Source organism: Maribellus mangrovi (assembly GCF_037646455.1).
GTDB classification, from domain to species: domain Bacteria; phylum Bacteroidota; class Bacteroidia; order Bacteroidales; family Prolixibacteraceae; genus Draconibacterium; species Draconibacterium mangrovi_A.
The window spans coordinates 117,489-140,281 of sequence record NZ_JBBIXN010000005.1; the positions used below are offsets into that span (position 1 = coordinate 117,489).

25 protein-coding genes are annotated in these 22,793 nt (G+C 40.6%); all 25 read right to left on the bottom strand.

The features are described from left to right. Positions 1-245 precede the first annotated feature (245 nt). A complete protein-coding gene (locus WFY05_RS18245; protein ID WP_340114355.1) occupies positions 246-2,594 on the bottom strand; it encodes a carboxypeptidase regulatory-like domain-containing protein in 2,349 nt (782 codons plus the stop codon). A gap of 88 nt (positions 2,595-2,682) precedes the next feature. Beyond that, positions 2,683-10,314: a S8 family serine peptidase gene (locus WFY05_RS18250; RefSeq protein WP_340114356.1), complete on the bottom strand. Its 7,632-nt coding sequence runs from the start codon at positions 10,312-10,314 to the stop codon at positions 2,683-2,685. Further along, positions 10,315-10,497, bottom strand: a complete 183-nt coding sequence (locus WFY05_RS18255; protein WP_340114357.1) for a hypothetical protein — start codon at positions 10,495-10,497, stop codon at positions 10,315-10,317. A 252-nt stretch (positions 10,498-10,749) separates the two neighbouring features. Beyond that, positions 10,750-12,366 carry a tetratricopeptide repeat protein gene (locus WFY05_RS18260; protein ID WP_340114358.1) on the bottom strand — a complete coding sequence of 539 codons (1,617 nt, stop codon included), beginning with the start codon at positions 12,364-12,366 and terminating at the stop codon, positions 10,750-10,752. A gap of 404 nt (positions 12,367-12,770) precedes the next feature. Beyond that, a complete protein-coding gene (rplQ, locus tag WFY05_RS22330; protein WP_437127412.1) occupies positions 12,771-13,427 on the bottom strand; it encodes a 50S ribosomal protein L17 in 657 nt (218 codons plus the stop codon). A 6-nt stretch (positions 13,428-13,433) separates the two neighbouring features. Continuing rightward, entirely contained in the window at positions 13,434-14,426 is a 993-nt protein-coding gene (locus WFY05_RS18270; protein WP_340114359.1) for a DNA-directed RNA polymerase subunit alpha, read from the bottom strand. A gap of 19 nt (positions 14,427-14,445) precedes the next feature. Further along, a complete protein-coding gene (rpsD, locus tag WFY05_RS18275) occupies positions 14,446-15,054 on the bottom strand; it encodes a 30S ribosomal protein S4 (protein ID WP_340114360.1) in 609 nt (202 codons plus the stop codon). Between the two features lie 18 nt (positions 15,055-15,072). Continuing rightward, positions 15,073-15,462, bottom strand: coding sequence for a 30S ribosomal protein S11 (gene rpsK / locus WFY05_RS18280; protein WP_340114361.1), 390 nt, complete (start codon positions 15,460-15,462; stop codon positions 15,073-15,075). A gap of 12 nt (positions 15,463-15,474) precedes the next feature. Then, the gene (rpsM, locus tag WFY05_RS18285) at positions 15,475-15,852 is read right to left on the bottom strand and encodes a 30S ribosomal protein S13 (RefSeq protein ID WP_340114362.1); all 378 of its coding nucleotides are present in this window, start codon (positions 15,850-15,852) and stop codon (positions 15,475-15,477) included. A gap of 24 nt (positions 15,853-15,876) precedes the next feature. Then, positions 15,877-15,993 (bottom strand): 50S ribosomal protein L36, encoded by a 117-nt coding sequence (gene rpmJ, locus WFY05_RS18290; protein WP_074780216.1) that lies wholly within the window; start codon positions 15,991-15,993, stop codon positions 15,877-15,879. A gap of 102 nt (positions 15,994-16,095) precedes the next feature. Further along, positions 16,096-16,317, bottom strand: a complete 222-nt coding sequence (infA, locus tag WFY05_RS18295) for a translation initiation factor IF-1 (RefSeq protein ID WP_038559066.1) — start codon at positions 16,315-16,317, stop codon at positions 16,096-16,098. A 54-nt stretch (positions 16,318-16,371) separates the two neighbouring features. Beyond that, a complete protein-coding gene (gene secY / locus WFY05_RS18300; RefSeq protein ID WP_340114363.1) occupies positions 16,372-17,700 on the bottom strand; it encodes a preprotein translocase subunit SecY in 1,329 nt (442 codons plus the stop codon). 6 nt (positions 17,701-17,706) lie between these two features. Next, positions 17,707-18,153, bottom strand: a complete 447-nt coding sequence (gene rplO / locus WFY05_RS18305; protein WP_340114364.1) for a 50S ribosomal protein L15 — start codon at positions 18,151-18,153, stop codon at positions 17,707-17,709. An 80-nt stretch (positions 18,154-18,233) separates the two neighbouring features. After that, entirely contained in the window at positions 18,234-18,416 is a 183-nt protein-coding gene (gene rpmD / locus WFY05_RS18310; RefSeq protein WP_340114365.1) for a 50S ribosomal protein L30, read from the bottom strand. Between the two features lie 6 nt (positions 18,417-18,422). Further along, positions 18,423-18,938, bottom strand: coding sequence for a 30S ribosomal protein S5 (rpsE, locus tag WFY05_RS18315; RefSeq protein WP_340114366.1), 516 nt, complete (start codon positions 18,936-18,938; stop codon positions 18,423-18,425). 6 nt (positions 18,939-18,944) lie between these two features. Further along, entirely contained in the window at positions 18,945-19,301 is a 357-nt protein-coding gene (rplR, locus tag WFY05_RS18320; RefSeq protein WP_340114367.1) for a 50S ribosomal protein L18, read from the bottom strand. Between the two features lie 21 nt (positions 19,302-19,322). After that, positions 19,323-19,880 (bottom strand): 50S ribosomal protein L6, encoded by a 558-nt coding sequence (gene rplF / locus WFY05_RS18325; RefSeq protein ID WP_340114368.1) that lies wholly within the window; start codon positions 19,878-19,880, stop codon positions 19,323-19,325. 15 nt (positions 19,881-19,895) lie between these two features. Further along, a complete protein-coding gene (gene rpsH / locus WFY05_RS18330; protein WP_340114369.1) occupies positions 19,896-20,303 on the bottom strand; it encodes a 30S ribosomal protein S8 in 408 nt (135 codons plus the stop codon). Positions 20,304-20,323: 20 nt separating this feature from the next. Beyond that, a complete protein-coding gene (gene rpsN / locus WFY05_RS18335; protein ID WP_340114370.1) occupies positions 20,324-20,593 on the bottom strand; it encodes a 30S ribosomal protein S14 in 270 nt (89 codons plus the stop codon). Between the two features lie 2 nt (positions 20,594-20,595). After that, positions 20,596-21,153 (bottom strand): 50S ribosomal protein L5, encoded by a 558-nt coding sequence (gene rplE / locus WFY05_RS18340; RefSeq protein ID WP_340114371.1) that lies wholly within the window; start codon positions 21,151-21,153, stop codon positions 20,596-20,598. Continuing rightward, positions 21,153-21,476, bottom strand: a complete 324-nt coding sequence (rplX, locus tag WFY05_RS18345) for a 50S ribosomal protein L24 (protein WP_340114372.1) — start codon at positions 21,474-21,476, stop codon at positions 21,153-21,155. The genes rplE and rplX overlap by 1 nt, the downstream gene beginning before the upstream one ends. Before the next feature lie 17 nt (positions 21,477-21,493). Further along, a complete protein-coding gene (gene rplN / locus WFY05_RS18350) occupies positions 21,494-21,859 on the bottom strand; it encodes a 50S ribosomal protein L14 (protein WP_340114373.1) in 366 nt (121 codons plus the stop codon). Positions 21,860-21,861: 2 nt separating this feature from the next. Beyond that, on the bottom strand, positions 21,862-22,152 hold the full coding sequence (rpsQ, locus tag WFY05_RS18355; protein ID WP_437127413.1) for a 30S ribosomal protein S17: 291 nt from the start codon (positions 22,150-22,152) through the stop codon (positions 21,862-21,864). Then, positions 22,136-22,339, bottom strand: a complete 204-nt coding sequence (rpmC, locus tag WFY05_RS18360) for a 50S ribosomal protein L29 (protein WP_340114374.1) — start codon at positions 22,337-22,339, stop codon at positions 22,136-22,138. The genes rpsQ and rpmC overlap by 17 nt, the downstream gene beginning before the upstream one ends. 13 nt (positions 22,340-22,352) lie before the next feature. Beyond that, a complete protein-coding gene (gene rplP / locus WFY05_RS18365; RefSeq protein ID WP_340114375.1) occupies positions 22,353-22,775 on the bottom strand; it encodes a 50S ribosomal protein L16 in 423 nt (140 codons plus the stop codon). Positions 22,776-22,793: the final 18 nt, after the last annotated feature.

Genomic DNA, 22,793 nt, shown 5'->3' on the forward strand with positions numbered 1-22,793 from the left:
CTAAGTATATTTGTATGTTGGTATCTGTACGCTGATGGAAGTCACTTGATCGACATTTCAAATTTATCAGGGAAAACCTGTCAGCATTGATTTTACAGCCAGATTTTATCTCCGTGTGATGATAATCGGCCAAATTGATTTCAGCAGGCAAACATTCGCCTGCCAGCCGGATAAACGATAAAAACCAAAAAAGGCTGCCTGAAAAATTCAGAACAGCCTTTAAGGTTTGATAAACAAACAATGAACTATTGTTTCATAATTTTAAATGTACGTTCCAGGTTTTCACCGTGAAGTTTTACGTAATACATTCCGATGCTTGCCTCCGAAATGTCGAGTTGAATACGGCCGGATGATGCAGCAAACTGCTTATCATATATAGCAACGCCTGCAATATTCAAAACAGTAATCCTGACATTGCCGCGCATCATATTTTGCGGAAGATCTACAAACAATGCTCCTTCAGTCGGATTAGGATAATACCGGATATTTCCTTCAAAAGCGTTGTTAATACCGGTAATAGTCAGGTCGATATTTTCGATTATATCCGTATTATCTACAGCAACGTCACCTGAAACCATCTCGTATCCGTCGGCTTCGATTGAATAAGAATACGATCCTGCAATAACTTCCCTAAAAACGGCATCTCCGTCAGCGTTTGTACTTACAGTTTCGCCATTCATAACAACTGGTATATTGGCAACGGCAGTATCATGATTAGTGATATGGAAAGTAACACTTTGCCCCTGCGTTAATGTTACAATTTCAAACTCTTTACTAATGTCCAGGCTTGCATCCACCTCGTTATACCCTTCTTTTGTAGCCGCATAAGCATAAACATATTCCACTGCATTTTCAGGAAATCGGTTGAATTTGGCGAGGCCTGTATCATCAGTTGTATCAGTTACATTCCATACAAGTGTTACATCTGCCCACAGGTTCCAATCATAATACGTATAAGAAGCAGTCAAATTAACCACTGCCCCTTCAATAGGGTCGCTTGCCGTATTTACCGTGTAAATTTCGACATCCTTAGCCGGAGCAGGAGCAAACGATAAGGTGTAAGAAGGCGACTCTTCTGACAGTGTAAAAGTACCCGAGTATATTGCCAACGATTCATCATCAGGAATAATAGTATAAGTATGAGTCCCCAAATCAAGAGGATAAGTACTTCCCACTTCTGCATTGTAGAGTTGTTGTTCAACGTCATCTATAAAAACAGTTGAAGGAACTCCTCCAAAACCAATACCACCAGAAACCAAAAGATTAATAAATACATTTGGTTTTTGCAAATAAATATATTGGTTAAGCTTATTATTCACCCCCCATTTATAATTAATACTAGTCAGTGGAGCTGAAACAGATCCTGCGTCAGCAATAAAACCGGAACCTTCCGGGCCATTAACTGAGTATTGATAAGGATCGGCACTTGGTGCCACATGCGCAAATACAGCCATGCCATCAGCCCCGGTTACAATCGTATCAGTTCCAAAAATAACAGTTGCACCTTCCACCATAGAAAAATCGGCAGCGTTGTAAACATTAAAACTGACCAAATAGTCAGGAACCATGAAAATCGTAACAGTCGTATCTTTTTGAATATCTTCAATATTTACCGGAACACTTATAAAACCGGCCTTTTCATTGATAAACGACAGGGTTGTTCCGGCTGCCACACCAAAGGTCAGTATTCCGGAAGCATCGGTAATTTTGGTTAAATTATTAATGGTAACAGTATCCTGCTCCAGCCCCACATTGCCACTCTCGCCATTGATGATATTAAAAGTCAGGTCGAATCCCGATTGCAGTATAATATCGGTTTGGAGATCTGCATCAGCCACGGTAACAGTAACCGTTGTATCAACAAATCCGCTCCTTGTTACCAGGAACGAATAGGTTCCGTTTATCTTTTTTGAAAAAGATATGGAACCGCTGGCATCGGTGGTATCCGACTCACCTTCCATGGTAAAAAACGCCCCTGAAACCGGGTTTGTTCCGTCGCTTACAGAAAAGGTAATGTTATAAGCCGGTTTTAACTTAATGACAGGTACATGCACTGTTAATGCCGAATCTTTAGTAATCTTAACTTTGGCTGTAGAGTCGGCATAACCTTCGGCAGAAACCACGTACGTATGTGTTCCTGTGGAATAAAGGCTATCGAAAGAAACTTCGCCGTTGGCATCGGTATATCTCACCGAGTCGGGAGATGTTTTAATTTCTACCGAAGCATTTTCGATGCCTGTACTAGACTGATCTGCAATCGTGAAATCAATATTAAATGTTTTTCTAAGAGTAACTTTTTTTGATCCCTCAGTAGCTGTAGGCGAGACAGACACGGTGCCTGTATAGTCGATAAAACCCGGTGCTGAAACAGACATCGGTAAATACGCCCAGGAATCCGGAGATGGTACGGTAAAAGTAGCTTGCCCGTGGGCATCGGTAACTGCGATAGTGTCATCAGCAGCGGGCAATGTTACAGTGGCTCCTGCAATAGAATCGTAATTCAAATTATCTACTACTGTAATAGTTACCGTAACCTGAGCCATGGCAACCCTGAGAATTAACATTAAAAGCGAAAAAGTAATCATTCTTTTCATAAACTTTATTTTTTAAGGTTTGAAACTACTGTATAGTTGATGACCGAAATCCCATATGTATGGAACTCCGGCCATTAACTGTTATTAATTATTGCTTGATTATTTTATTTCCCCACACTTCGTTTTTGCAGATCAGTTTAACAAAGTAAAATCCATTGGGATAACCTGTTAAATCGAACGAAACCAGGGTTGATTCTCCTTCGTAAAAGCTCTTTTGTTTTAACATGCGCCCATTTGAATCGAACAGATAGAGTATTGATTCTCCCTCTATTTCTGAAGGTAGCGTTATGAAAACTTCCCCTTTGGTTGGATTTGGATAGATCCCAAATTCCTTGTCCTCTACACCTGGAGCAACTGAAGTAAATTTCTTCCCAACCAGGATATGAACAGTGTTGGTCGCCTGTGCACCATACTTATCGGTAGCCAGGAATGTAATCGAGGTTTCTCCCGATTCCCCGGGCATCAGCAGGAAGCTTTTATCGGAACTGTACAAATTCAGGATATCGGTATCCCCGGAACTGCCTTCCAGAATTTCAATATCGTTGTCCGAATCGTAGAACAGATCTTCCAGGTTAAATACCTGGTAATTTCCAAACGGTTCCAGTTTAACGGTATCAGTTGCAATGGCTTCAGGCCACCGGTTTACATTATTAACCGTTAATACAACTGTTGATGTTGTTGTTTTCTGATATGCATCCGTTGTTGTTATTCCAAACTGATGTATTCCCTGACTATTATAATCGGGTGTATATACAAAACTTAAGATCTTGTTTTTCGCGTTATCCAGACCTGAAGTTTCCCGTGTATTTTCAACGGAAAGAAAATCATATTGCTGATCGAGTTCGAATGAGAAATCATCTCCTTCCTGATCGGTAATTACCACGTCGAAACGCAGGGTATCGTTTTCATCCACATTTAAATCTGCCGGAGCAGAAATAAGCGGTCCGGAGTTTTTAACCAGGTGCAGTACAACTTTCTTTAACGGATTAACAATATCGTTTGAGTTAAACAATAATGTTGCATAGTTATCCCTGTTTTCCGCAGTTCTGGCTGTAAAATCCATTTGTATATTTCCACTCTCTCCGGGTTCCAGAGTTCCCTCATATGCTGATTTAAGCACTACCCAGGGCGTATCATTCTGAGTTGCTTCAACAGCCCTCATCATCCATCCGGTCCTAGCGAACTGACTATAATTGGCAAGATCATCCCAGGCATATCCCGAACCAAACATATACCTGTTATGTGGAATATCCTGGTCAGGAATAACACACCCCTGTGGATGTGTCAAAGCCGCCTCATAACCAAATGCTACAAAGAATTTTTCTCCCGGGTAAATCTGAAGACTGTCTGACAATTTATAGGTAAGAAGCGAACCTGCTTCATCATCTGCAGGTATGTTGTGCTCAAAAGTTTCGCTGGTAAGTACGACACAGTTATTTATATCATCGTCTCCGGCCAAAACCATGACCTGAATTCTAGAATTCAACCATTCACCCGGAACAAACCAGTTCTGAATATGAGTCAGGTTAAAGCCGTCAGGCGGGGCCACAAATCCGGTGGCAGTAAAAAATGCACGTCCTCCGTTATATCCCAGCCTGCTCTGGCTGTCCGTAATGGTATCGTGTGACAGAATACGGTTATATTCTACGTCCAGACTTAGCTGTCCTGCATTCACTGTCATAGTACCTGCGGCAACAGGGGCAATAACAAGCGAATCACCCATACCTGACGTTGCAACTGTTTTTTGATTCGAAGTGCCGGTTGCTGCATCTGATGTTTCGATGCCTTCCCTCTGGTAGAGTAATTTAACTGAATAGTCCAGTTTATAGCCACCGGTTTCATTCCCAAACTGTCTTTCTTTCAATGCAGTAAAATCATCGGTTTGTGCAAAACAGGTGATCGTATCTGTAGTCATCGATATAACCGACGGATTAAAGATATCCGCATTTACTGCAACCCGGTAAGAAGCCGGGGTCAGCGATGTACTGAGAATGATGGTGTCCCGGATAGACTCAGGTGTTTCAGGATGCATTGTAACCCTGATTTTCCGTGATGATCTTGCCAGAACCGTTACCGGGAAAGAGGTCGAAGCCATATCGGTCCACTCCCAGGTGTCGCCATTTTTCATGTATATCTCAATTTGTGAATCTTCATCCTGATGCGACAAACCGGATAATGTATAATTGGCAGTCCCTGTGTTTTTTATTTCAAATACCTTTGAGATATCAGGAGTTTCCGGATTGATAATCAGATCTCCGAATTCCAGCGATTCAGGAATTTCGATAGCCGGTTCCCCGCTTACAACCATCTTCACTGGCAGTTTGTGCAGCAGACTGAACGGATCGTTATTAACAAAATGAATACTGTCCGAATAAGATCCTTCAACAAGGTATTTTGTATCGAGGTGCAAATTAAAGTCTTTAGATTCGCCCGCAGGTATCGTGTAACTTCGTGCCGGGTAAAGGCCAATGGCCATATCTGAATTTACCACATACTGGAAATCAGACACCATCACACCATCCGTCCCAGACGCATTTTCAATTCCAATCGTACCCTGGTTGGTTACAGTGTTGTCGCCGCCTTCAGGCATTTTGTACTGAAACTTGATATTACCGTTTGGGTATAATATAACCTCGAACGAAATGGGTGGCCCCATTACAAAATTGGAGTTGTACTCGTGGTATTCAACAACAACTTTATCTTCATCGAAGCGGTAATAAATTCCGGCATTCGGATAAATTGTAACCCAGTCGGGCCCGCCGAACAACCATAGCGGAGCTATATAATTGTTTGGTTGAGTTGTATCCGGAATAGCTCCACCTCCCCAGAAATAGAAATGATCATTCTGATCTTTTGTAAAAGTAACCAGGCCATTCCCAATGTATAATGTATCGTATTCTACGCCGTAAAAGTTAAAACTGAACGGCATTTCCAGGCCTTCGCTCCAGTTAGGTCCATACCATGTATCAATACCTTCAATCTTACTTCCACCATTTCCAAAAACATCAATCCATTCGTACTGCACTCCTGATGAAAGATTACTTTTTTGTACCATATACATTACACTGTCAGTAAGTTCTGATTGAACGTTTTCTGTAATCGAGGTCCATTCATTGTTGAACGGAGCTACCTTCAAATCAGCACTGCCGGGATTGTTGATTTTAAATCCAACATCGGTATTGTCCCCCGCAGTCATAAATTTGGTCACCGATTTTAATGCTGAACTGCCCGAGGCATTCAGTAGTTCGAAAACCGGCCCCAGTATTATCTCTGAATGCAAGGCGACTTTAAAGACCTGCCCGTTTAATGATGTAATCCTCAAGGTATCAGCGAAATCTCCTATTGTTTCTGATTTCGCCTTAATTACCAGAGGAGCCTTGCGTTCAGGTTTCAACATACAGGGAACGCTCCCGCTCAGGGTAAAATAATCATGGTCGAATTCTGCTGATTTTATGCTATCAATTGCAGTGCCCGAATTGGATACCACGATGGTCTTTCCCGAAATTGTTCCTTTAAAAAAGGTACCAAAATCCAAATTCAATGTATCAACAGAAACGATTGATTTGCCACCATTTGTTATATTGAAATTAACGGTATGGATTGCCGGATTGGTCTGCGGATCATTGGTAATAACCACCAGATTTTCATTATATGGTATTGCCGATAAACTGTCGGTGGTTATACTATATGCAACCTGAACTGAGTCATGCGCCATTACCGTTCCAAACGGATTTGTCACATTTGAGAACAGGCCCAGTCCCGGATTTTTGATATGAATGGCACTTCCAGGTTTATAGGTAAAATCTCCAACTGTATTTCCCCAGTCTTTATATTTATTTCCCTGGATCAGAATTCCGTCTTCCATTGTTCTGTCTTCCATAGCAATCAGGGTATATTGCTTTCCAATCCATTCTGGAATTGTACCATCTTTATAAAACAGGTCAATATTACCGTTATCGTACAATACCATCTGGAATGTAACCGAAACTCTGATTTCTTTAGGAGTACTGCTGTAAGGATCATCATAAGCAATACCATCCCAGAATGGTGCATCCTCGAACTGGACAATTAATCTGTCCGGCTCATTTTTGTAATAAATTTTTCCAAAACCTGCTTCTTCGAACAACATTGGAAAACCACAGCCACTGATATAACGGTCCGGATTTCCTTCATAGTGATATGCTAACGGTGATGTTGCATTCATATACTTGTTCGGGGTGAATTCGAGCACTCCATATTTAGTGATGTATACATCGTTTTCATATTTTCCATAAAACGGGAATATGAAATCGATAGGAATTTTCTGTTCTATGTTATTATCAATATTTCCTAAATACATTGAAGTAATATCCGTTCCGGTTGCAGCAATGTCGTTCCAAACGAAAGTATTCCCGGTTGTATCGATCTCAACAGAATAGCCAAATTTTTGAATGTCTTCAGGGATATTCTCCATATTTGAGCCATCGGCAAAAACAGGCAGGTAATAATCTAATGGATAGTTCCCATCATTTTTAATCCAAACCTGGCCATTAATCGTATCGCCAATGCTTAAATTATCATAAGTTACCGAATTGGGATTAAGAGCAACAACAGGAGGTTCTAGTCCGGAGGCAAACAACTCAAAGCTGTAATCATTCCCGTTTTCTTCGAACAGGGTTACCTTACAAACATTATTTCCCACTTTGGCAGCATCGAACTTGAACCTTAATACCTGTGATGTTTTTGCCTCAAAATTCTGACTGACTCCGTTTACCAAAGAGAACTGAGGATTATCCAATTGAACGTAAGGAGCTTTAAACTTAAATCTTCCTAATCCGTTATTGTCGAATTTAACATCTATCGTTTTTGAAGTTCCAACAAGCAAGTTTCCAAAATTTACACGATTCTCCGATGATATTTCAGGCTTGTGCCCGGTTACAGTAATGTTAACAGGCATTCGCATGATTGAATTATCGGTTTCATTGGTATAAACAACCAGGTTGGCTTTATATTCTCCGTTAATCATATTTGTCCCGCTCACAGTGGCAACAATGGTCGTGTCCTTACCGGAAGCTACATTCCCGTATGTTGGACTGAGGATTACATATTCGTCAAGTTTAAGATTCTGCGACATGGCATATACTGCCCAAACCACCTGATTATCGTAATATAGTTCTTCGAAAAGACTCCATGTTTTTCCACCATTCAGGCTCATGTAACAGTTTTTTGAATCTTCTTCGTGCAATTCTGCCCCTGCACCCAATGGATATTTGTTTCCGGCAGGTACATGTAATACAATCCAGAAATACTTCCCGTTTTCAAAAAACATCTGTTCATCCAGCGGAATATTGGTAAAATTACCCGAAGCTGTTTCCGCAACTTCCTGTGCCAGCAAAAGTTTCGCGTTATTTATTTCATTCCCTTCATAAATTTCCAGGATTACCGGGCCTGTACTTTCATCATGGTTTAAATATGCATCTACCTGCGTTAAATTAAATCCATCTTCTTCATCAACATAAAACCGGGTTGCCGACGAATTTGGCAAATTCGTATTTGTTTCACCCATTATCCACAAATTCTGGGTAAAGTCCACATATCCTTTTTCGGTTGAATTTTCAAGCTGAATATTATTGGACATTAAAGGAGAAGCAAATGCAAAGCTTTTAATTATACCTGTAGGCGTTTGCACTTCGTTGGCTGCGGCCAATTCGGGATAGCGCAGCGCAGGAGGATTACTCAGCGGAACTGCTTCTTTATGACGTGGAGTAGCGTCCCATTTCAATATACCTTCACCTGTATTTATCAATTTGATATTATCAGATCCAAGAGTATCTTTGGTTACATCAATAACAATTTCCAATTCGTTCTTTTCAGGCGAAAAGGAAGTTATAGGGCCGTTATTTGTGGTTTCTGAAATTATGTTTGAAAAGTCCGAAATATTACCCCAACGGTCCAGCGAACGAACTGCAAAATAATATTTTGTGACAGACTGAAGTTCGTGCACTTCAAAATCAACCTTTTCCCCGGGGTTATTTGTATTTTTTATTTTGATCTTTGTTGCATATTCCAGGTTTGTCTCATTTATCTCTTCTTTTGAATAGAGAACCTCGAACCAACGAGGCAGATCATCGTCCTCATCGGCAGGGACAGTCCACGTAAGAGATGCAAAATCCTGGGATATCCCAGCCATTTTGAGATCTGAAACTATATCTGGTGCAATTTTATTGTCTATAGCAAGCGCGAGTCCCCCGTCAATCAAACCGGCCCCAAGCAGACCGATTTCGTCAGCATTTTCTTCTACCGTATAAATATCCTTAATCCCTGTCAGGATGTGGGCTTTTAAATCTTCGTTTGTAAAATCCGGGCCTCCGTATTCAGAAACGACCAGGGCAGCAACACCTGAAACGTGCGGACATGCCATTGAAGTTCCATCGAGATAACCATATCCGTTTTGATCGAGCGTACTTAGAACTCCGTTTGAATAATCTCCCCCAAATGTAAGATCATCGTCAGAGTCGCCACCCGGTGCGGCAATATCGACCCATTCCCCGTAATTGGAGTAAGGTGCACGGGTTCCGGTAGCATCCAGCGACGCTACTGAAACACATGATGAATAAGCTCCGGGATACATTTCTTCTTGAGTATTGCTGTTTCCGGCTGCAAAAATTACAATGCCCCCCTTCATCGGGCTGCCTGGATAATCACCGGCTTCTTCAATAAAATAGTCAATAGCATCGTGAACGGCCTGGTTATAATAGCCCGGAGTTTGGTATCCCCAGCTGTTTTGAGAAATAACAGCTCCGTTGTCAGCTGCATACACATAGGATAAAGGTATATTTGCCTCATGCACTCCGCCGAGTATCTGGCAACTCATCACACGCACGCCGTCTCTATTTCCCGAGCCACCAGCTACACCGCAAACGCCAATACCGTTATTGTTTTCAGCGGCTATAGTTCCTGCAACATGGGTACCATGCATCATCACATCAATTTCACCCGTATTGCCTGAAAAGTTAAATCCGTATATATCGTCTAAAAATCCGTTTTTATCATCATCAACTCCCGGTTCCCCGTTCAATTCAGCCTCGTTGATCCACATCATATTTTTCAGATCCTCGTGCCTGTAGTCAACACCCTGGTCGTGAATGGAAACAATCACATTCGGTGTTCCGTGCGTTATTTCCCATGCCTTAAACAGGTTGATATCCATTCCTGGTGTTCCACCGGTTTGCCCTGTATTATTATAATGCCATTGTTTTTCCAGGTATGGATCATCAAAATTCACGGTATCCGATGCTGAAGAAAAATCCGCTAACCCGGCTGAATTTGAACTTCCGTCATTAATTACGGGAACATAAATGGGTTCAGCTATTTCAACTTCCTGAAGCCCTGAATAATCTTCTGCCATATTGGTTGCGGAAACTGAAGCATTGACATCCAATTCGTACCACAGATGCAGGCCATGTTTCATGTGCTTCCCTTCAAATTCCTGCGAATAAGGGAAAAGCCGCTTCATCCCGGTTACATTATAACTGACATTTAAATTGTTCATGGCCTGAATCCCGGTGGATACAATTCCCGCGGATTTGGTAATGTTTATATTTTCTTTTGATTCGGGTTTTAATTTAATCCACAGTTTTCCCTGCACAATTCCATCATTATTTTGCTGAGCGCTTGTATTGAAATTAATTAATCCAAGCATAATGACAGAAAAAAGAATGAGTTCTATAGTTCGTTTCATTTAGTTATCTTTTTTATTGTTTCCTTTTGAATTTAAATTGGTAAGAATTTTTTTCAATGCTTTATTTTTCTCTTTTCGTTTATCGATAAACATCAATATTTCCTGGTCGTCAGGTTCCGGATTCTTTTCTGGAGGATCAGAAGGTTTATCCAGGTTTTTAGACTTTAGTAATTTTTTTTTCATCCGTTTCGTTTTACTTGATGCAATAATAATTCGCCCTCAACGAACGTGAGAATAATACTCCTATTCAAAAACATGACAGGTTAAAGCTTCACCCTGACATCACTTATACAGATCAGAAATCTACCTGTACATTACCCCTACAAGCATATATAACTTACTATACGAGTGATACTTGTGAAATCTTTTTTTTGAAGTTTGTGTGTAAATAAAGTCGGGATTAGTATTGTAAATGGTAGTAAGATTGCCTGATATCTAAATATTCAGCAGGAAATTCACAAGGTTGACTTCCTTGTTATTTATTCCGAGTTTTTTGCGTAGGCGGTACCTCGCTGTTTCAAGACTGTTCACGCTTTGTCCGGTTATGGATGATATTTCCTTTGTGGTCATATTCAGACGAAGAAATGCGGCAAGTCTGATTTCTAATGGAGTAAGTTGTGGATATTTTTGTTTAAGTGCCTGGTAGAATTCTTCATGCACATTTTGAAAACGATATTCAAATTCCTTCCAGACATCATCATCGCTTATCGATTGTAAATCGAGTATAATACGGTGAAGTTTGTTCACATTTTCCCCTTTTAACTGGGATTTCAGATTCAATAACCTTTCTGTTATACTGTCGATTAACTCATTCTTTTTTAGAAGGTAAATGACGTTGGTTGTGAGTTCCTTATTTTTGACGACCATATCTTTTCCCAACTGAACATACTCTTTAGTTATTCTTTTATTCCGGTTTTTACTTAATATATAGAGTAATCCGAGAATAATCAATCCAAGCGTTAAGGAAGATACTATAACTGTGATCCTAAACATTATTTTCTGACGTGACTTTTCCTTTTCAATCTCCTCCTTTTCGTAATTAAACTTTAGCTGGAGCCGTGTTATTTCTTTAATGTTATTTTCATTTATCAGACTATCGTTTAGCTGCTTAAAAATTTCGTGATAATAAAGTGCCGAGTCAGAATTACCCAGTTCTTTATAATTATTATATAACAACATAGCAGCCACCTGGGCCGATAAAGGTTCATTGACTTCCCTGCTAATCTGTAGCGCTTTGTGGGCATATTCAAGGGCCAGTTCCGACTTGCCAGTAACCTCATAATAGTGGGAAAGATTATAATAGGATTTGGCAATCCCTGATTTATCGTCAATGTCCTGTCTTGCCTGAAGCGATTTTTTTAGGTATTCCAGCGAGGTGGAAAGATTGTTTCTTTGCAATTCAAGTTTTCCAAGGTTGTTACAAATGATCCCGATATTGATATTATTGCTCTTTTTTACTGCCAGGGCCAAGCCTTTTAAATAATATTCCTCGGCATTCTCAAGTTCATTATTCGACAAATAAATATTTCCAATATTATTGTATATACCCTGAATATTTGTGTTATTTTCCAAAGGGTTATCGACCTCAACACTTTCGTTGTAAATATTCAGCGCTTTAAAATAATACTCAAGAGCAACATCGAATTGTTCAATCCTATCCTGAACAACGCCGAGACGAGTATAAATAATAATTTCATCAGTCAGGTAATTCTTGTCCTGTGCAGTTTTTAATGCTGATAAAAAATATGACATCGCTTCGTCATAGTTTCCAATTGATATGAGTGCCCTGCCAATGGCCATCTCTGACCTCACAATAAACAAGTTGTTTTCTATTTTTTTTGAGAGCTCGAGCGCGGATCTGGCTTCCTCCAGAGATTTGATAAGGTCGGTGGTGTAATATGCTTCTGCTAATTCAGTATATAGCTTTATCTTACTAGTATCTTCAACCTCGTTGTCAAGTTTTATGTGCAGACTGTCTATTATGACTTGTTTTTGTCCGACAATAATCTGCCAACTGAATAATAACAATATAATTAATAATCCTGATCGCATTCAAAAACAATTTTCTATTCAAATATAACAATTCGAATTTGTGGAAGATATTTTTCATCTCAGAGAAAATCAGGAAATGAATTCCAAAGTGTAGATTAGAGTTTACAGGAAACAAATTTTATGCCGTATTTAACCGATTTTTTATAAAACGAACGCAGGCTATTCCGCTAATTCATGAAAGTGTAAACAATATAATAATGATTCACGGAGTCTTAAAGAGTAACGAAAGCTAATTGAAGGCTTTAGCTACCATTTTTGACCTCTCCCCATAAGTTGGGAATTGCTTGCGGGTGGATTCCAGAATGCGGCCCATGATAAGGCAATATTTATTGGCAATACGGAGATTTAAAAAAAGCCGATCTGTTAAATACAAATCGGCTTTTCAATATCATTACGAAAAAATACTATTCTTCTTTCTTCTTATCCTCTTCGTTAGAAGCTTTATCTTCCTCGTCCGCCTCAGCTTTTGGCTCCTCAGCAACATCTTCAGCTTTCACTTCAACTTCAGCTGCCGGAGTTTCCTCCGCTTTGGTTTCTTCAACAACTTCTGCTTTTGGAGCTTCTTCCTTGGTTGCTTCTACTTTTGTTTCTTCAACCTTGGTTTCAGCTACAGGGGCAGCAGTATCGGCAGATTTTTTACCACCACGACGTGAACGACGTTTTTTCGGTTTTGCTGCTTCTTCTTTAGCCGCCAGCATTGCTTCGTTGTAGTCTACCAACTCGATGATACACATATCTGCATTGTCGCCTAAACGTGTACCGGTTTTCAGAATACGAGTGTATCCTCCCGGACGATCGGCAACTTTTACAGCTACGTCTCTGAACAATTCAGAAACTGCATTTTTATCTTGCAGGTAGCTAAATACGATCCTGCGCGAATGTGTAGTATCATTTTTTGCTTTGGTAATCAGTGGCTCAACATACATACGCAAAGCTTTCGCTTTGGCAACAGTAGTTGAAATTCGCTTATGCTCGATAAGAGAACTTGCCATGTTTGCCAGCATCGCTTTACGATGTGCTGATTTACGGCCTAAATGATTAAATTTCTTATTGTGTCTCATTGCTTATTACTCCTTATCCAATTTGTACTTGGTAATATCCATTCCAAAATTCAGTCCCATGTTATCCAGAAGGTCATCCAATTCTGTCAACGATTTTTTACCGAAGTTTCTGAATTTCAACAAGTCGTTACGATTGTAGGTTACCAGGTCGCCCAGTGTATCCACATCAGCAGCTTTCAGACAGTTCAGTGCACGCACTGAAAGATCCATATCTACCAATTTGGTTTTCAACAATTGACGCATGTGCAATACTTCTTCGTCGAACTCTTCGTTTGCAAATTTCTCATCGGTGTCAAGAGTGATCTTTTCATCCGAGAACAGCATGAAGTGATAGATAAGAATTTTAGCAGCTTCTTTCAAAGCGTCTTTTGGGTGAACAGAACCATCGGTTTCGATATCTAAAACCAGCTTTTCGTAGTCGGTTTTTTGCTCTACGCGATAGTTTTCAACAGCGTACTGAACTTTTTTAATTGGAGTAAAAATAGAATCGATCGGAATCAGTCCGAATTCTTCTTCTACCGGTTTATTTTCCACAGCAGGGATATAACCACGACCTTTGTTGATGGTCAGTTCCATCTGAACTTTTACATCGGGTTCCATTCTGCAGATTACCAATTCCGGATTCAATACCCTAAAACCGGTCATGAATTTGTTGATATCGCCGGCGGTCAGTTCTTCCTGTCCACTGATCGAAATCGATACTTTTTCACTGTCAAAATCTTCCACTTCGTTTTTAAAACGAACTTGTTTCAGATTCAGGATAATATCAGTAACATCTTCAATAACCCCTTTAATCGTAGAAAACTCATGGTCAACACCTTCAATTTTAACAGTTGTAATTGCATAGCCTTCCAACGACGATAACAGTATTCGACGCAGTGCATTACCAACCGTAATACCGTATCCCGGTTCTAAGGGACGAAATTCGAATTTGCCGACTTTTTCATCGGACTCTAACATTATCACCTTGTCAGGCTTTTGGAATGCTAATATTGCCATAATAACTTTAGTAAATTTATTATTTTGAATACAACTCTACGATCAGTTGTTCTTTGATGTTTTCCGGTATTTCTTCGCGTTCCGGACGATTCAGGAATTTACCAATCATTTGGTCGTTATCCCACTCGATCCATTCGTATTGTGAACTTCTACGCGAATGCAATGAGTCAGTAATTTCTTCCAGTGATTTTGACTTTTCGCGAACGCCGATTACGTCGCCCGGTTTAAGTGAATACGATGGAATATTTACTACATTTCCGTTTACTGTAATGTGTTTGTGTGTCACAAACTGACGGGCAGCTGCCCTTGTTTTAGCAACACCCAGGCGAAAAACAACGTTATCGAGTCTCGACTCCAGTAACTGAAGCAGAACCTCACCGGTAATCCCTTTTGCAGCCGAAGCTTTTTCAAAAAGGTTACGGAATTGTTTTTCCAAAATACCATAGGTATATTTTGCTTTTTGCTTTTCTTTTAACTGAAGCCCGTATTCCGATTTTTTTCTTCTTTTTGAAGACAAACCGTGCATCCCTGGAGGATAATTTTTGTGTTCGAACACTTTATCCGGTCCGAAAATTGGTTCACCGAATTTACGAGCGATTTTAGATTTTGGTCCTCTATATCTTGCCATTTCCTTTTCGTTTTAAAATTAAACTCTACGTCTTTTAGGAGGCCTGCAACCATTGTGTGGAAGCGGTGTAACATCAACAATTTCGGTTACCTGAATGCCAGTACTGGCCAGTGCCCTTATTGCTGATTCACGACCGTTACCAGGTCCTTTAACGAATACCTTAACTTTACGAAGTCCAAGGTCATAAGCAGTTTTTGCACACTCTTCAGAAGCTACCTGAGCTGCATACGGAGTGTTCTTTTTAGAACCACGGAATCCTTTTTTACCCGCTGACGACCAGGAGATCACTTCTCCGTTCATGTTGGTCAGCGTGACAATAATATTGTTGAAAGACGAGTGAATGTGAGCCATCCCGTTGGCCTCAACAACCACTTTTCTCTTTCTGCTTGTACCAGTTTTTTTTGCCATAACTCAAATTCCTTATTTAGTGGCCATTTTTTTGTTGGCAACAGTTTTACGTTTACCTTTTCGGGTACGAGCGTTGTTTTTGGTACTTTGTCCGCGCACCGGTAAACCGATACGGTGACGCACACCACGATAACAACCAATATCCATTAATCGCTTAATGTTCAATTGTACTTCTGAACGCAATTCACCTTCAACTTTAAAGTTGTCGCCAATTGCTTTCCGAATAGCAGCAAACTGGTCATCGTTCCAGTCCTGTACCTTCTGGTTTTTGTCTACTCCGGCTTCTGCCAGAATTTTTTGTGCCCTGCTACGGCCAATACCATAAATGTAGGTAAGCGAAACCTCACCTCTTTTATTATTTGGAATATCAACACCTGCAATACGTGCCATAAATTTAATTTTTACAGATTAATGCTACCCTTGACGTTGTTTAAACTTCGGGTTCTTTTTATTAATCACATACAAACGTCCTTTCCTGCGGATAATTTTGCAGTCTTCGCTACGTTTTTTTACTGAAACACGAGTTTTCATTTTTTAAATTGTTTTAATTTTTAGGTATATGATGTCCCACCTTCTTTCGGCGGGATAACTCACCCCGGCTATACCGTGACTCGTTTCTCTAATTATTCAATCTTAGTTTTTATAACGGAATGTAATCCGACCTTTTGTAAGGTCGTAAGGCGACATTTCGACTTTTACTTTATCACCTGGCAAAATTTTAATATAGTGCATTCTCATCTTACCGGAAATGTGCCCTGTAATAACGTGCCCGTTTTCCAATTCAACTCTGAACATAGCGTTCGATAATGCTTCTATTATTGTTCCATCTTGTTCTATGGAAGGTTGTTTTGCCATAAAAATTTAATTTACAATTCTTAGTTAAAGTTAAAATCTAATTTCGCTACTTATTTACATTCCCATACCCGGACGACCTTTAATACGGCCTGATTGCATCAGTCCGTCGTAATGGCGCATCAGCAGGTGACTTTCGATTTGCTGTAATGTATCTAACACAACACCTACAAGGATAAGCAGCGATGTTCCTCCGTAAAACAGAGCGAACGACTGGCTCATACCCATCATCATAGCAAAAGCCGGAAGAATAGTTACCAATCCCAAGAAAATAGATCCGGGGAGTGTAATTCTACTCATCACGGTATCAAGAAATTCAACTGTTTTCTTTCCGGGTTTAACACCTGGAATAAAACCGCCGTTTTTCTTCATGTCTTCGGCCATTTGTGTAGGGTTAATAGTAATAGCGGTGTAAAAATACGTAAAAGCTACCACTAATAAAAATTGTGTTAAGTTGTACCAAAACCCGGTGATGTTAGATAAAGCAGCCGCAACACCACGTAGGTTCTCTGAGTTCGCAACACCAACAATAGTAATAGGCACCATCATAATTGCCTGAGCAAAAATGATGGGCATTACACCTGCGGCATTTACTTTCAGCGGGATGTACTGACGTACACCACCATATTGCTTGTTACCCACAATTCGTTTGGCGTATTGTACGGGTATCCGGCGGGTTCCCTGAACCAGCGCAATGGATGCCATAAATACGATAAACAGGATAACAAACTCAACAAGGAACATTACCAGGCCGCCGCCGTTAACACGTGATCCAAATTCCTGAACCACTGCCATTGGAAGACGGGCTATAATACCAATCATGATTATCAGCGAAATACCATTACCAATTCCTTTATCGGTAATACGTTCTCCTAACCAAAGAACAAACATCGATCCGGCTGTTAGTATCACAATTGAAGGGGCATTAAACCAAATGCCTTTCATTGCAAAAGCCGTATCGGGCAACTGATAATGAAGGTTCGTAAGATAAGCCGACGCCTGAGGAATCAGAATCAACACGGTTAAATAACGTGTAATCTGATTGATTTTCCTCCTTCCTGACTCTCCCTCTTTCTGCAACCTCTGGAAATAGGGAACTGCGATACCCAGCAACTGGATAACGATTGAGGCAGAAATGTATGGCATGATTCCTAAAGCAAAGACTGAAGCCTGTGCAAAAGCACCTCCTGAGAACATGTTGATCAGGCCCAGCAATCCATCAGATGTCTGATTTTGCAAATTTTGCAGCTGAGCAGGATCGATCCCCGGCAAAGAAACAAACGAGCCTAATCTGTATATTAACAGAAAAAACAGGGTTGTCCCGATTCTGAATCGTAAATCTTCAATCTTATAAATATTCTTTAGGGTCTCAATGAATCGTTTCATTACGGTTTAAAGTATTTCAGTTGTTCCTTCTAATTTTTCTATTGCTTCTTTCGCAGTTTTCGAAAACGCGTCGGCTTTTACGTCCAGTTTTTTAGTTAAAGTTCCGCCGCCAAGAATTTTGATCTTGTCATTTTTCGATGCGATACCTGCCTGTACCAATGAAGCTTTATCGATAGCAGTTAGGTTATTCTTTGTTGCAATGGTTTCTAATACATCAAGGTTAATTGCTTTGTAGGCAACACGGTTAATGTTTTTGAATCCCATTTTAGGAACAACACGTTGCAAAGGCATCTGTCCGCCTTCGAAACCGATCTTCCTTGAATAACCTGATCTCGACTTCTGGCCTTTGTGACCACGTGTAGATGTACCACCACGGCCGGTGCCCTGTCCACGACCAATTCGCTTCGTTTTTTTAGTCGATCCTTCTGCAGGTTGTAAGTTATTTAAGTTCATTTTATTAATACTTTTTGGTTTCAAATGTTTCGGATTCCAGGTGTTTCAAGTTGAACGCCTAACATCCTCACTTTGAAATATTAATTCACTTCCTCAACACTAATCAAATGCCTCATTTTGTTAACCATGCCAACAATCTGAGGAGTAGCTTCGTGTTCAACAGTCTGATTAAGTTTTTTCAGTCCCAGAGCTTCCATAATGGCTTTCTGGCGTTTTGTTGAACCGATTGTACTTTTTACTTGTGTAATTTTTAGCTTCGCCATAACGTGTTATCCTTTAAAAACTTTTTCTAATGAAACACCTCTGTGTTCGGCTACTGTATATGCATCTCTGAGTTCCATCAGTGCAGTCATGGTTGCTTTAACCAGGTTGTGCGGGTTTGATGAACCTTTTGATTTTGCAAGAATATCGTGTACACCAACGCTTTCGAGTACTGCACGCATCGCACCACCGGCTTTTACCCCGGTACCTGATGATGCAGGTCTCAGCAAGATGTCGGCACCGCCGTATTTGGCAGCCTGCTCGTGAGGAATAGTTCCGTTAATTACCGGAATTTTCACCAGATTCTTTTTAGCTGCATCTACACCTTTGGCAATTGCGGTTGTTACCTCGCTAGCCTTTCCGAGTCCCCAGCCTACGATTCCTTTTTCGTCGCCAACCACAACAATGGCAGAGAAACTGAATGTACGTCCACCTTTTGTTACTTTGGTTACACGGTTAATGGCTACCAACCTGTCTTTTAATTCCAGGTCGCTTGTTTTTACTTTGTTACTTACTTTCGCCATAATTTATTAGAATTTAAGGCCACCTTCGCGGGCAGCGTCAGCTAATTGTTTTACTCTTCCATGGTATAAATAACCATTTCTATCGAATACAACTTCGGTAATTCCGGCTTTCTGTGCTTTTTCTGCTACCAGTTTACCTACCATTGCGGCTTTTTCAGATTTCGAACCTTCAGCACCAGCAATTGCTTTGTCTGAAGAACCTGCGGCAACCAGAGTTGTTCCCTGTACGTCGTCGATCAACTGAGCGTAAATCTGCTTATTACTTCTGAATACACTCAATCTTGGACGTTCTGCTGTGCCTGAAACAATGGTGCGCACGCGACTTTTTATCCTTGTTCGCCTTTGTACTTTTGTTAATGCCATAACAATTAATGTTTTAAATAATTATTTTGCAGCGGCTTTACCAGCTTTACGCCTCAATTCTTCGCCAACAAACTTAATACCTTTTCCTTTGTAAGGTTCAGGTGCACGGAATGATCTGATTTTTGCAGCAACCTGTCCAATCAGTTGTTTATCGTGGCTTTTCAGGGTCACGATCGGGTTGCTACGCTTATCTGATACTGCTTCTACTTTCACTTCATGAGGAAGTTGCAGGTAAGTGTGGTGTGAGAATCCCAACACAAGGTCGAGCACGTTATCCGGCATTACTTCTGCACGGTAACCAACACCTACTAATTCCAACTTAATTTCGTAGCCTTTTGAAACGCCTTCAACCATGTTGTTTACCAGCGAGCGGTATAATCCGTGCATCGATTTCTGGCGTTTAGTTTCGCCTTTTCTCGATACATTAACATTACCGTCTTCAATAGCTACTTCAATATCCTGGTCTATTTGTTGTGTCAATTCTCCAAGAGGTCCTTTAACGCTAACAACGTTTTCGTCGTTCACATTAACTTCTACTCCTGAGGGAATTGCTACGGGTAAATTACCTATTCTTGACATGACCGTTCCTCCTTTTTAATATACGTAACATAAAACTTCTCCGCCTACGTTCAGCTCACGAGCTTCTTTATCGGTGATCACACCTTTCGAGGTAGAGATAATTGCTATGCCCAAACCATTTAGTACGCGTGGAATACTGGTGCTATCGCAGTACTGACGCAAACCTGGTTTACTTATGCGTTCTAACGCTTTTATTGCAGATACTTTTGTCTCCGGGTTGTATTTCAATGCAATTTTAATGTTTCCCTGGTGGCCAACTTCGTCTTCAAACTTGTAGTTCAGGATATAACCTTTGTCTTTCAACAATTTGGTCATTTCCTTTTTAAGGTTTGAAGCAGGAATATCAACCACGCGGTGCTTCGCCATAATTGCATTTCTTACCCTTGTCAGGTAATCTGCTATTGGATCTGTTACTTTACTCATTTTTCAAGTTCTTTAAACGATTACCAACTTGCCTTTTTAACTCCGGGGATCAAGCCGTTTGAAGCCATTTCCCTAAAATTAATCCTGCTGATTCCGAATTGGCGCATGTATCCTTTCGGACGTCCTGTAAGTTTACAACGGTTGTGTAAACGAACTTTCGACGAGTTTTTAGGAAGTTTTTGCAACCCTTCCCAATCGCCTTCTGCTTTCAGCCTGGCACGTTTCTCGGCGTATTTCTCAACTAATTTTGCACGTTTTACTTCGCGTGCTTTCATTGATTCTTTAGCCATTACTAGTTCTTTTTAACGTTTTTAAATGGTAAACCTAATTCTCTTAACAGTGCAAAACCTTCTTCATCGGTATCTGCAGAAGTGACAAAGGTAATATTCATCCCGTTGATCTTACTCACTTTGTCGAGTACGATTTCGGGGAAAATAATCTGTTCCGGAACGCCTAAAGTGTAGTTTCCACGTCCGTCCATTTTGCTTTCCACGCCCTTAAAGTCGCGGATACGTGGCAATGCCACGGCGATCAGACGATCGAGGAATTCATACATTTGGTCGCGACGCAGTGTAACACGCACGCCAATAGGCATTTTCTTTCTCAATTTGAAATTAGAGATGTCCTTTTTTGACATAGTTTGTACGGCTTGCTGGCCGGCTATCTTAGTCATTTCGGTTGTGGCAACGTCAATCAGCTTCTTATCGGCGATTGCTGCTCCTACTCCCTGGTTAAGAACAATTTTTTCTAATTTCGGAACCTGCATTACAGAAGAGTAATCGAACTCCTTCTTCAGTGCAGGAATAATTTCTTCCTGATATTTCTTTTTAAGAGTTGGTACGTAAGCCATTACTTAATCTCCTCTCCTGATTTTTTCGAAATACGAACTAATTTACCATCGTCATTCAATTTCCTTCCAATACGTGTTGGTTCTCCTGATTTAGGATCAACCAGCATAAGGTTGGAAATGTGTACCGGTGCTTCTTTTTCAACAATACCACCCTGTGGCGTTTCCGCGTTAGGTTTGGTATGTTTTTTAATCATGTTCACACCTTCTACAATTGCTCTGTCGCTTTTACGGATCACTTCCAACACACGTCCTTTCGAACCTTTGTTGTTGCCTGCGATCACAACCACAGTGTCACCTTTCTTTATGTGTAACTTTTTCTGCATTTTGAGCTTTTTACTAATTACAGTACTTCTGGTGCGAGTGAAATAATTTTCATATTGTGCTCGCGCAATTCACGTGCAACTGGCCCGAAGATACGTGTTCCACGCATCTCGCCGGTGTTGTTCAACAGTACTACAGCGTTGTCATCAAAGCGGATGTAAGATCCGTCCTGACGACGAACTTCTTTTTTAGTACGTACTACAATGGCACGCGAAACGGTACCCTTTTTCACTTCGCCGCTAGGCAGCGCATTCTTAACAGTAACCACTACAGTGTCGCCCAGAGAAGCATAACGTTTTCTTGTACCTCCTAAAACACGGATACAAAGAACTTCTTTTGCTCCACTATTATCGGCTACCGAACATCTTGATTCTTGTTGTATCATGATTACTTCGCTCTTTCAATTACTTCAATTACTCGCCAGCATTTGGTTTTACTTAAAGGACGAGTTTCCATAATCCTTACTGTATCACCAACGTGACAATCATTTTTCTCATCATGGACATGGAATTTGGTTGTTTTGTTAACAAACTTACCATAGATCGGGTGCTTAACTTTACGTTTTTCGGCCACCACGATTGATTTGTTCATTTTATCACTAACAACAACCCCGATTCTCTCTTTCCTGAGATTTCTTGCGTTATTCTCTTCCATCGCTGAATTAATTCTGTTTTTCATTTAATTCTTTTTCGCGAAGAACTGTTTCTAACCGTGCAATGTTACGCTTGGTTTCCCTCAGTTTATTCGGGTTATCAAGCGGCGATACTGCGTGGTTCATTCTTAGGCGAACAAGACTCTCTTTTTCGATCTGTAAGCGTTCGACGATTTCTTTATCCGTCAATTCTTTGATTTCACTGATTTTCATGATTCACCTAATTTTATTCTTCAACATAATCGCGTCTTACGACAAACTTTGTTTTAACCGGTAGTTTCTGAGCGGCTAATCGCAAAGCTTCTTTGGCCGTTTCAAACGGCACACCTTCGGCTTCAATGATTATACGTCCCGGCGCTATCGGCGCAACAAATCCTTCAGGAGCACCTTTACCTTTACCCATCCTTACTTCGGCTGGCTTTTTGGTAATCGGCTTATCGGGAAAAATTCTGATCCAAATTTGACCTCGACGTTGCATGTGACGAGTTACCGCAACCCTTGCTGCCTCGATTTGGCGACCGGTAATCCACGACTCTTCCAACGACTTTATTCCAAATGAACCGAATGCTAACTCGGTACCGCGTTGTGCGTTACCTTTGATTCGGCCCTTCTGTACTCTTCTAAATTTTACTTTTTTCGGCTGTAACATTCTTGTTTACAATTGTGA

What these genes read in the sequence shown, in the direction of transcription:
- WFY05_RS18245 (WP_340114355.1), bottom strand. Translation starts at nt 2,594, where the DNA reads ATGAAAAGAATGATTACTTTTTCGCTTTTAATGTTAATTCTCAGGGTT.
- WFY05_RS18250 (WP_340114356.1), bottom strand. Translation starts at nt 10,314, where the DNA reads ATGAAACGAACTATAGAACTCATTCTTTTTTCTGTCATTATGCTTGGA.
- WFY05_RS18255 (WP_340114357.1), bottom strand. Translation starts at nt 10,497, where the DNA reads ATGAAAAAAAAATTACTAAAGTCTAAAAACCTGGATAAACCTTCTGAT.
- WFY05_RS18260 (WP_340114358.1), bottom strand. Translation starts at nt 12,366, where the DNA reads ATGCGATCAGGATTATTAATTATATTGTTATTATTCAGTTGGCAGATT.
- rplQ (WP_437127412.1), bottom strand. Translation starts at nt 13,427, where the DNA reads ATGAGACACAATAAGAAATTTAATCATTTAGGCCGTAAATCAGCACAT.
- WFY05_RS18270 (WP_340114359.1), bottom strand. Translation starts at nt 14,426, where the DNA reads ATGGCAATATTAGCATTCCAAAAGCCTGACAAGGTGATAATGTTAGAG.
- rpsD (WP_340114360.1), bottom strand. Translation starts at nt 15,054, where the DNA reads ATGGCAAGATATAGAGGACCAAAATCTAAAATCGCTCGTAAATTCGGT.
- rpsK (WP_340114361.1), bottom strand. Translation starts at nt 15,462, where the DNA reads ATGGCAAAAAAAACTGGTACAAGCAGAAAGAGAAAAGTGGTTGTTGAG.
- rpsM (WP_340114362.1), bottom strand. Translation starts at nt 15,852, where the DNA reads ATGGCACGTATTGCAGGTGTTGATATTCCAAATAATAAAAGAGGTGAG.
- rpmJ (WP_074780216.1), bottom strand. Translation starts at nt 15,993, where the DNA reads ATGAAAACTCGTGTTTCAGTAAAAAAACGTAGCGAAGACTGCAAAATT.
- infA (WP_038559066.1), bottom strand. Translation starts at nt 16,317, where the DNA reads ATGGCAAAACAACCTTCCATAGAACAAGATGGAACAATAATAGAAGCA.
- secY (WP_340114363.1), bottom strand. Translation starts at nt 17,700, where the DNA reads ATGAAACGATTCATTGAGACCCTAAAGAATATTTATAAGATTGAAGAT.
- rplO (WP_340114364.1), bottom strand. Translation starts at nt 18,153, where the DNA reads ATGAACTTAAATAACTTACAACCTGCAGAAGGATCGACTAAAAAAACG.
- rpmD (WP_340114365.1), bottom strand. Translation starts at nt 18,416, where the DNA reads ATGGCGAAGCTAAAAATTACACAAGTAAAAAGTACAATCGGTTCAACA.
- rpsE (WP_340114366.1), bottom strand. Translation starts at nt 18,938, where the DNA reads ATGGCGAAAGTAAGTAACAAAGTAAAAACAAGCGACCTGGAATTAAAA.
- rplR (WP_340114367.1), bottom strand. Translation starts at nt 19,301, where the DNA reads ATGGCATTAACAAAAGTACAAAGGCGAACAAGGATAAAAAGTCGCGTG.
- rplF (WP_340114368.1), bottom strand. Translation starts at nt 19,880, where the DNA reads ATGTCAAGAATAGGTAATTTACCCGTAGCAATTCCCTCAGGAGTAGAA.
- rpsH (WP_340114369.1), bottom strand. Translation starts at nt 20,303, where the DNA reads ATGAGTAAAGTAACAGATCCAATAGCAGATTACCTGACAAGGGTAAGA.
- rpsN (WP_340114370.1), bottom strand. Translation starts at nt 20,593, where the DNA reads ATGGCTAAAGAATCAATGAAAGCACGCGAAGTAAAACGTGCAAAATTA.
- rplE (WP_340114371.1), bottom strand. Translation starts at nt 21,153, where the DNA reads ATGGCTTACGTACCAACTCTTAAAAAGAAATATCAGGAAGAAATTATT.
- rplX (WP_340114372.1), bottom strand. Translation starts at nt 21,476, where the DNA reads ATGCAGAAAAAGTTACACATAAAGAAAGGTGACACTGTGGTTGTGATC.
- rplN (WP_340114373.1), bottom strand. Translation starts at nt 21,859, where the DNA reads ATGATACAACAAGAATCAAGATGTTCGGTAGCCGATAATAGTGGAGCA.
- rpsQ (WP_437127413.1), bottom strand. Translation starts at nt 22,152, where the DNA reads ATGAAAAACAGAATTAATTCAGCGATGGAAGAGAATAACGCAAGAAAT.
- rpmC (WP_340114374.1), bottom strand. Translation starts at nt 22,339, where the DNA reads ATGAAAATCAGTGAAATCAAAGAATTGACGGATAAAGAAATCGTCGAA.
- rplP (WP_340114375.1), bottom strand. Translation starts at nt 22,775, where the DNA reads ATGTTACAGCCGAAAAAAGTAAAATTTAGAAGAGTACAGAAGGGCCGA.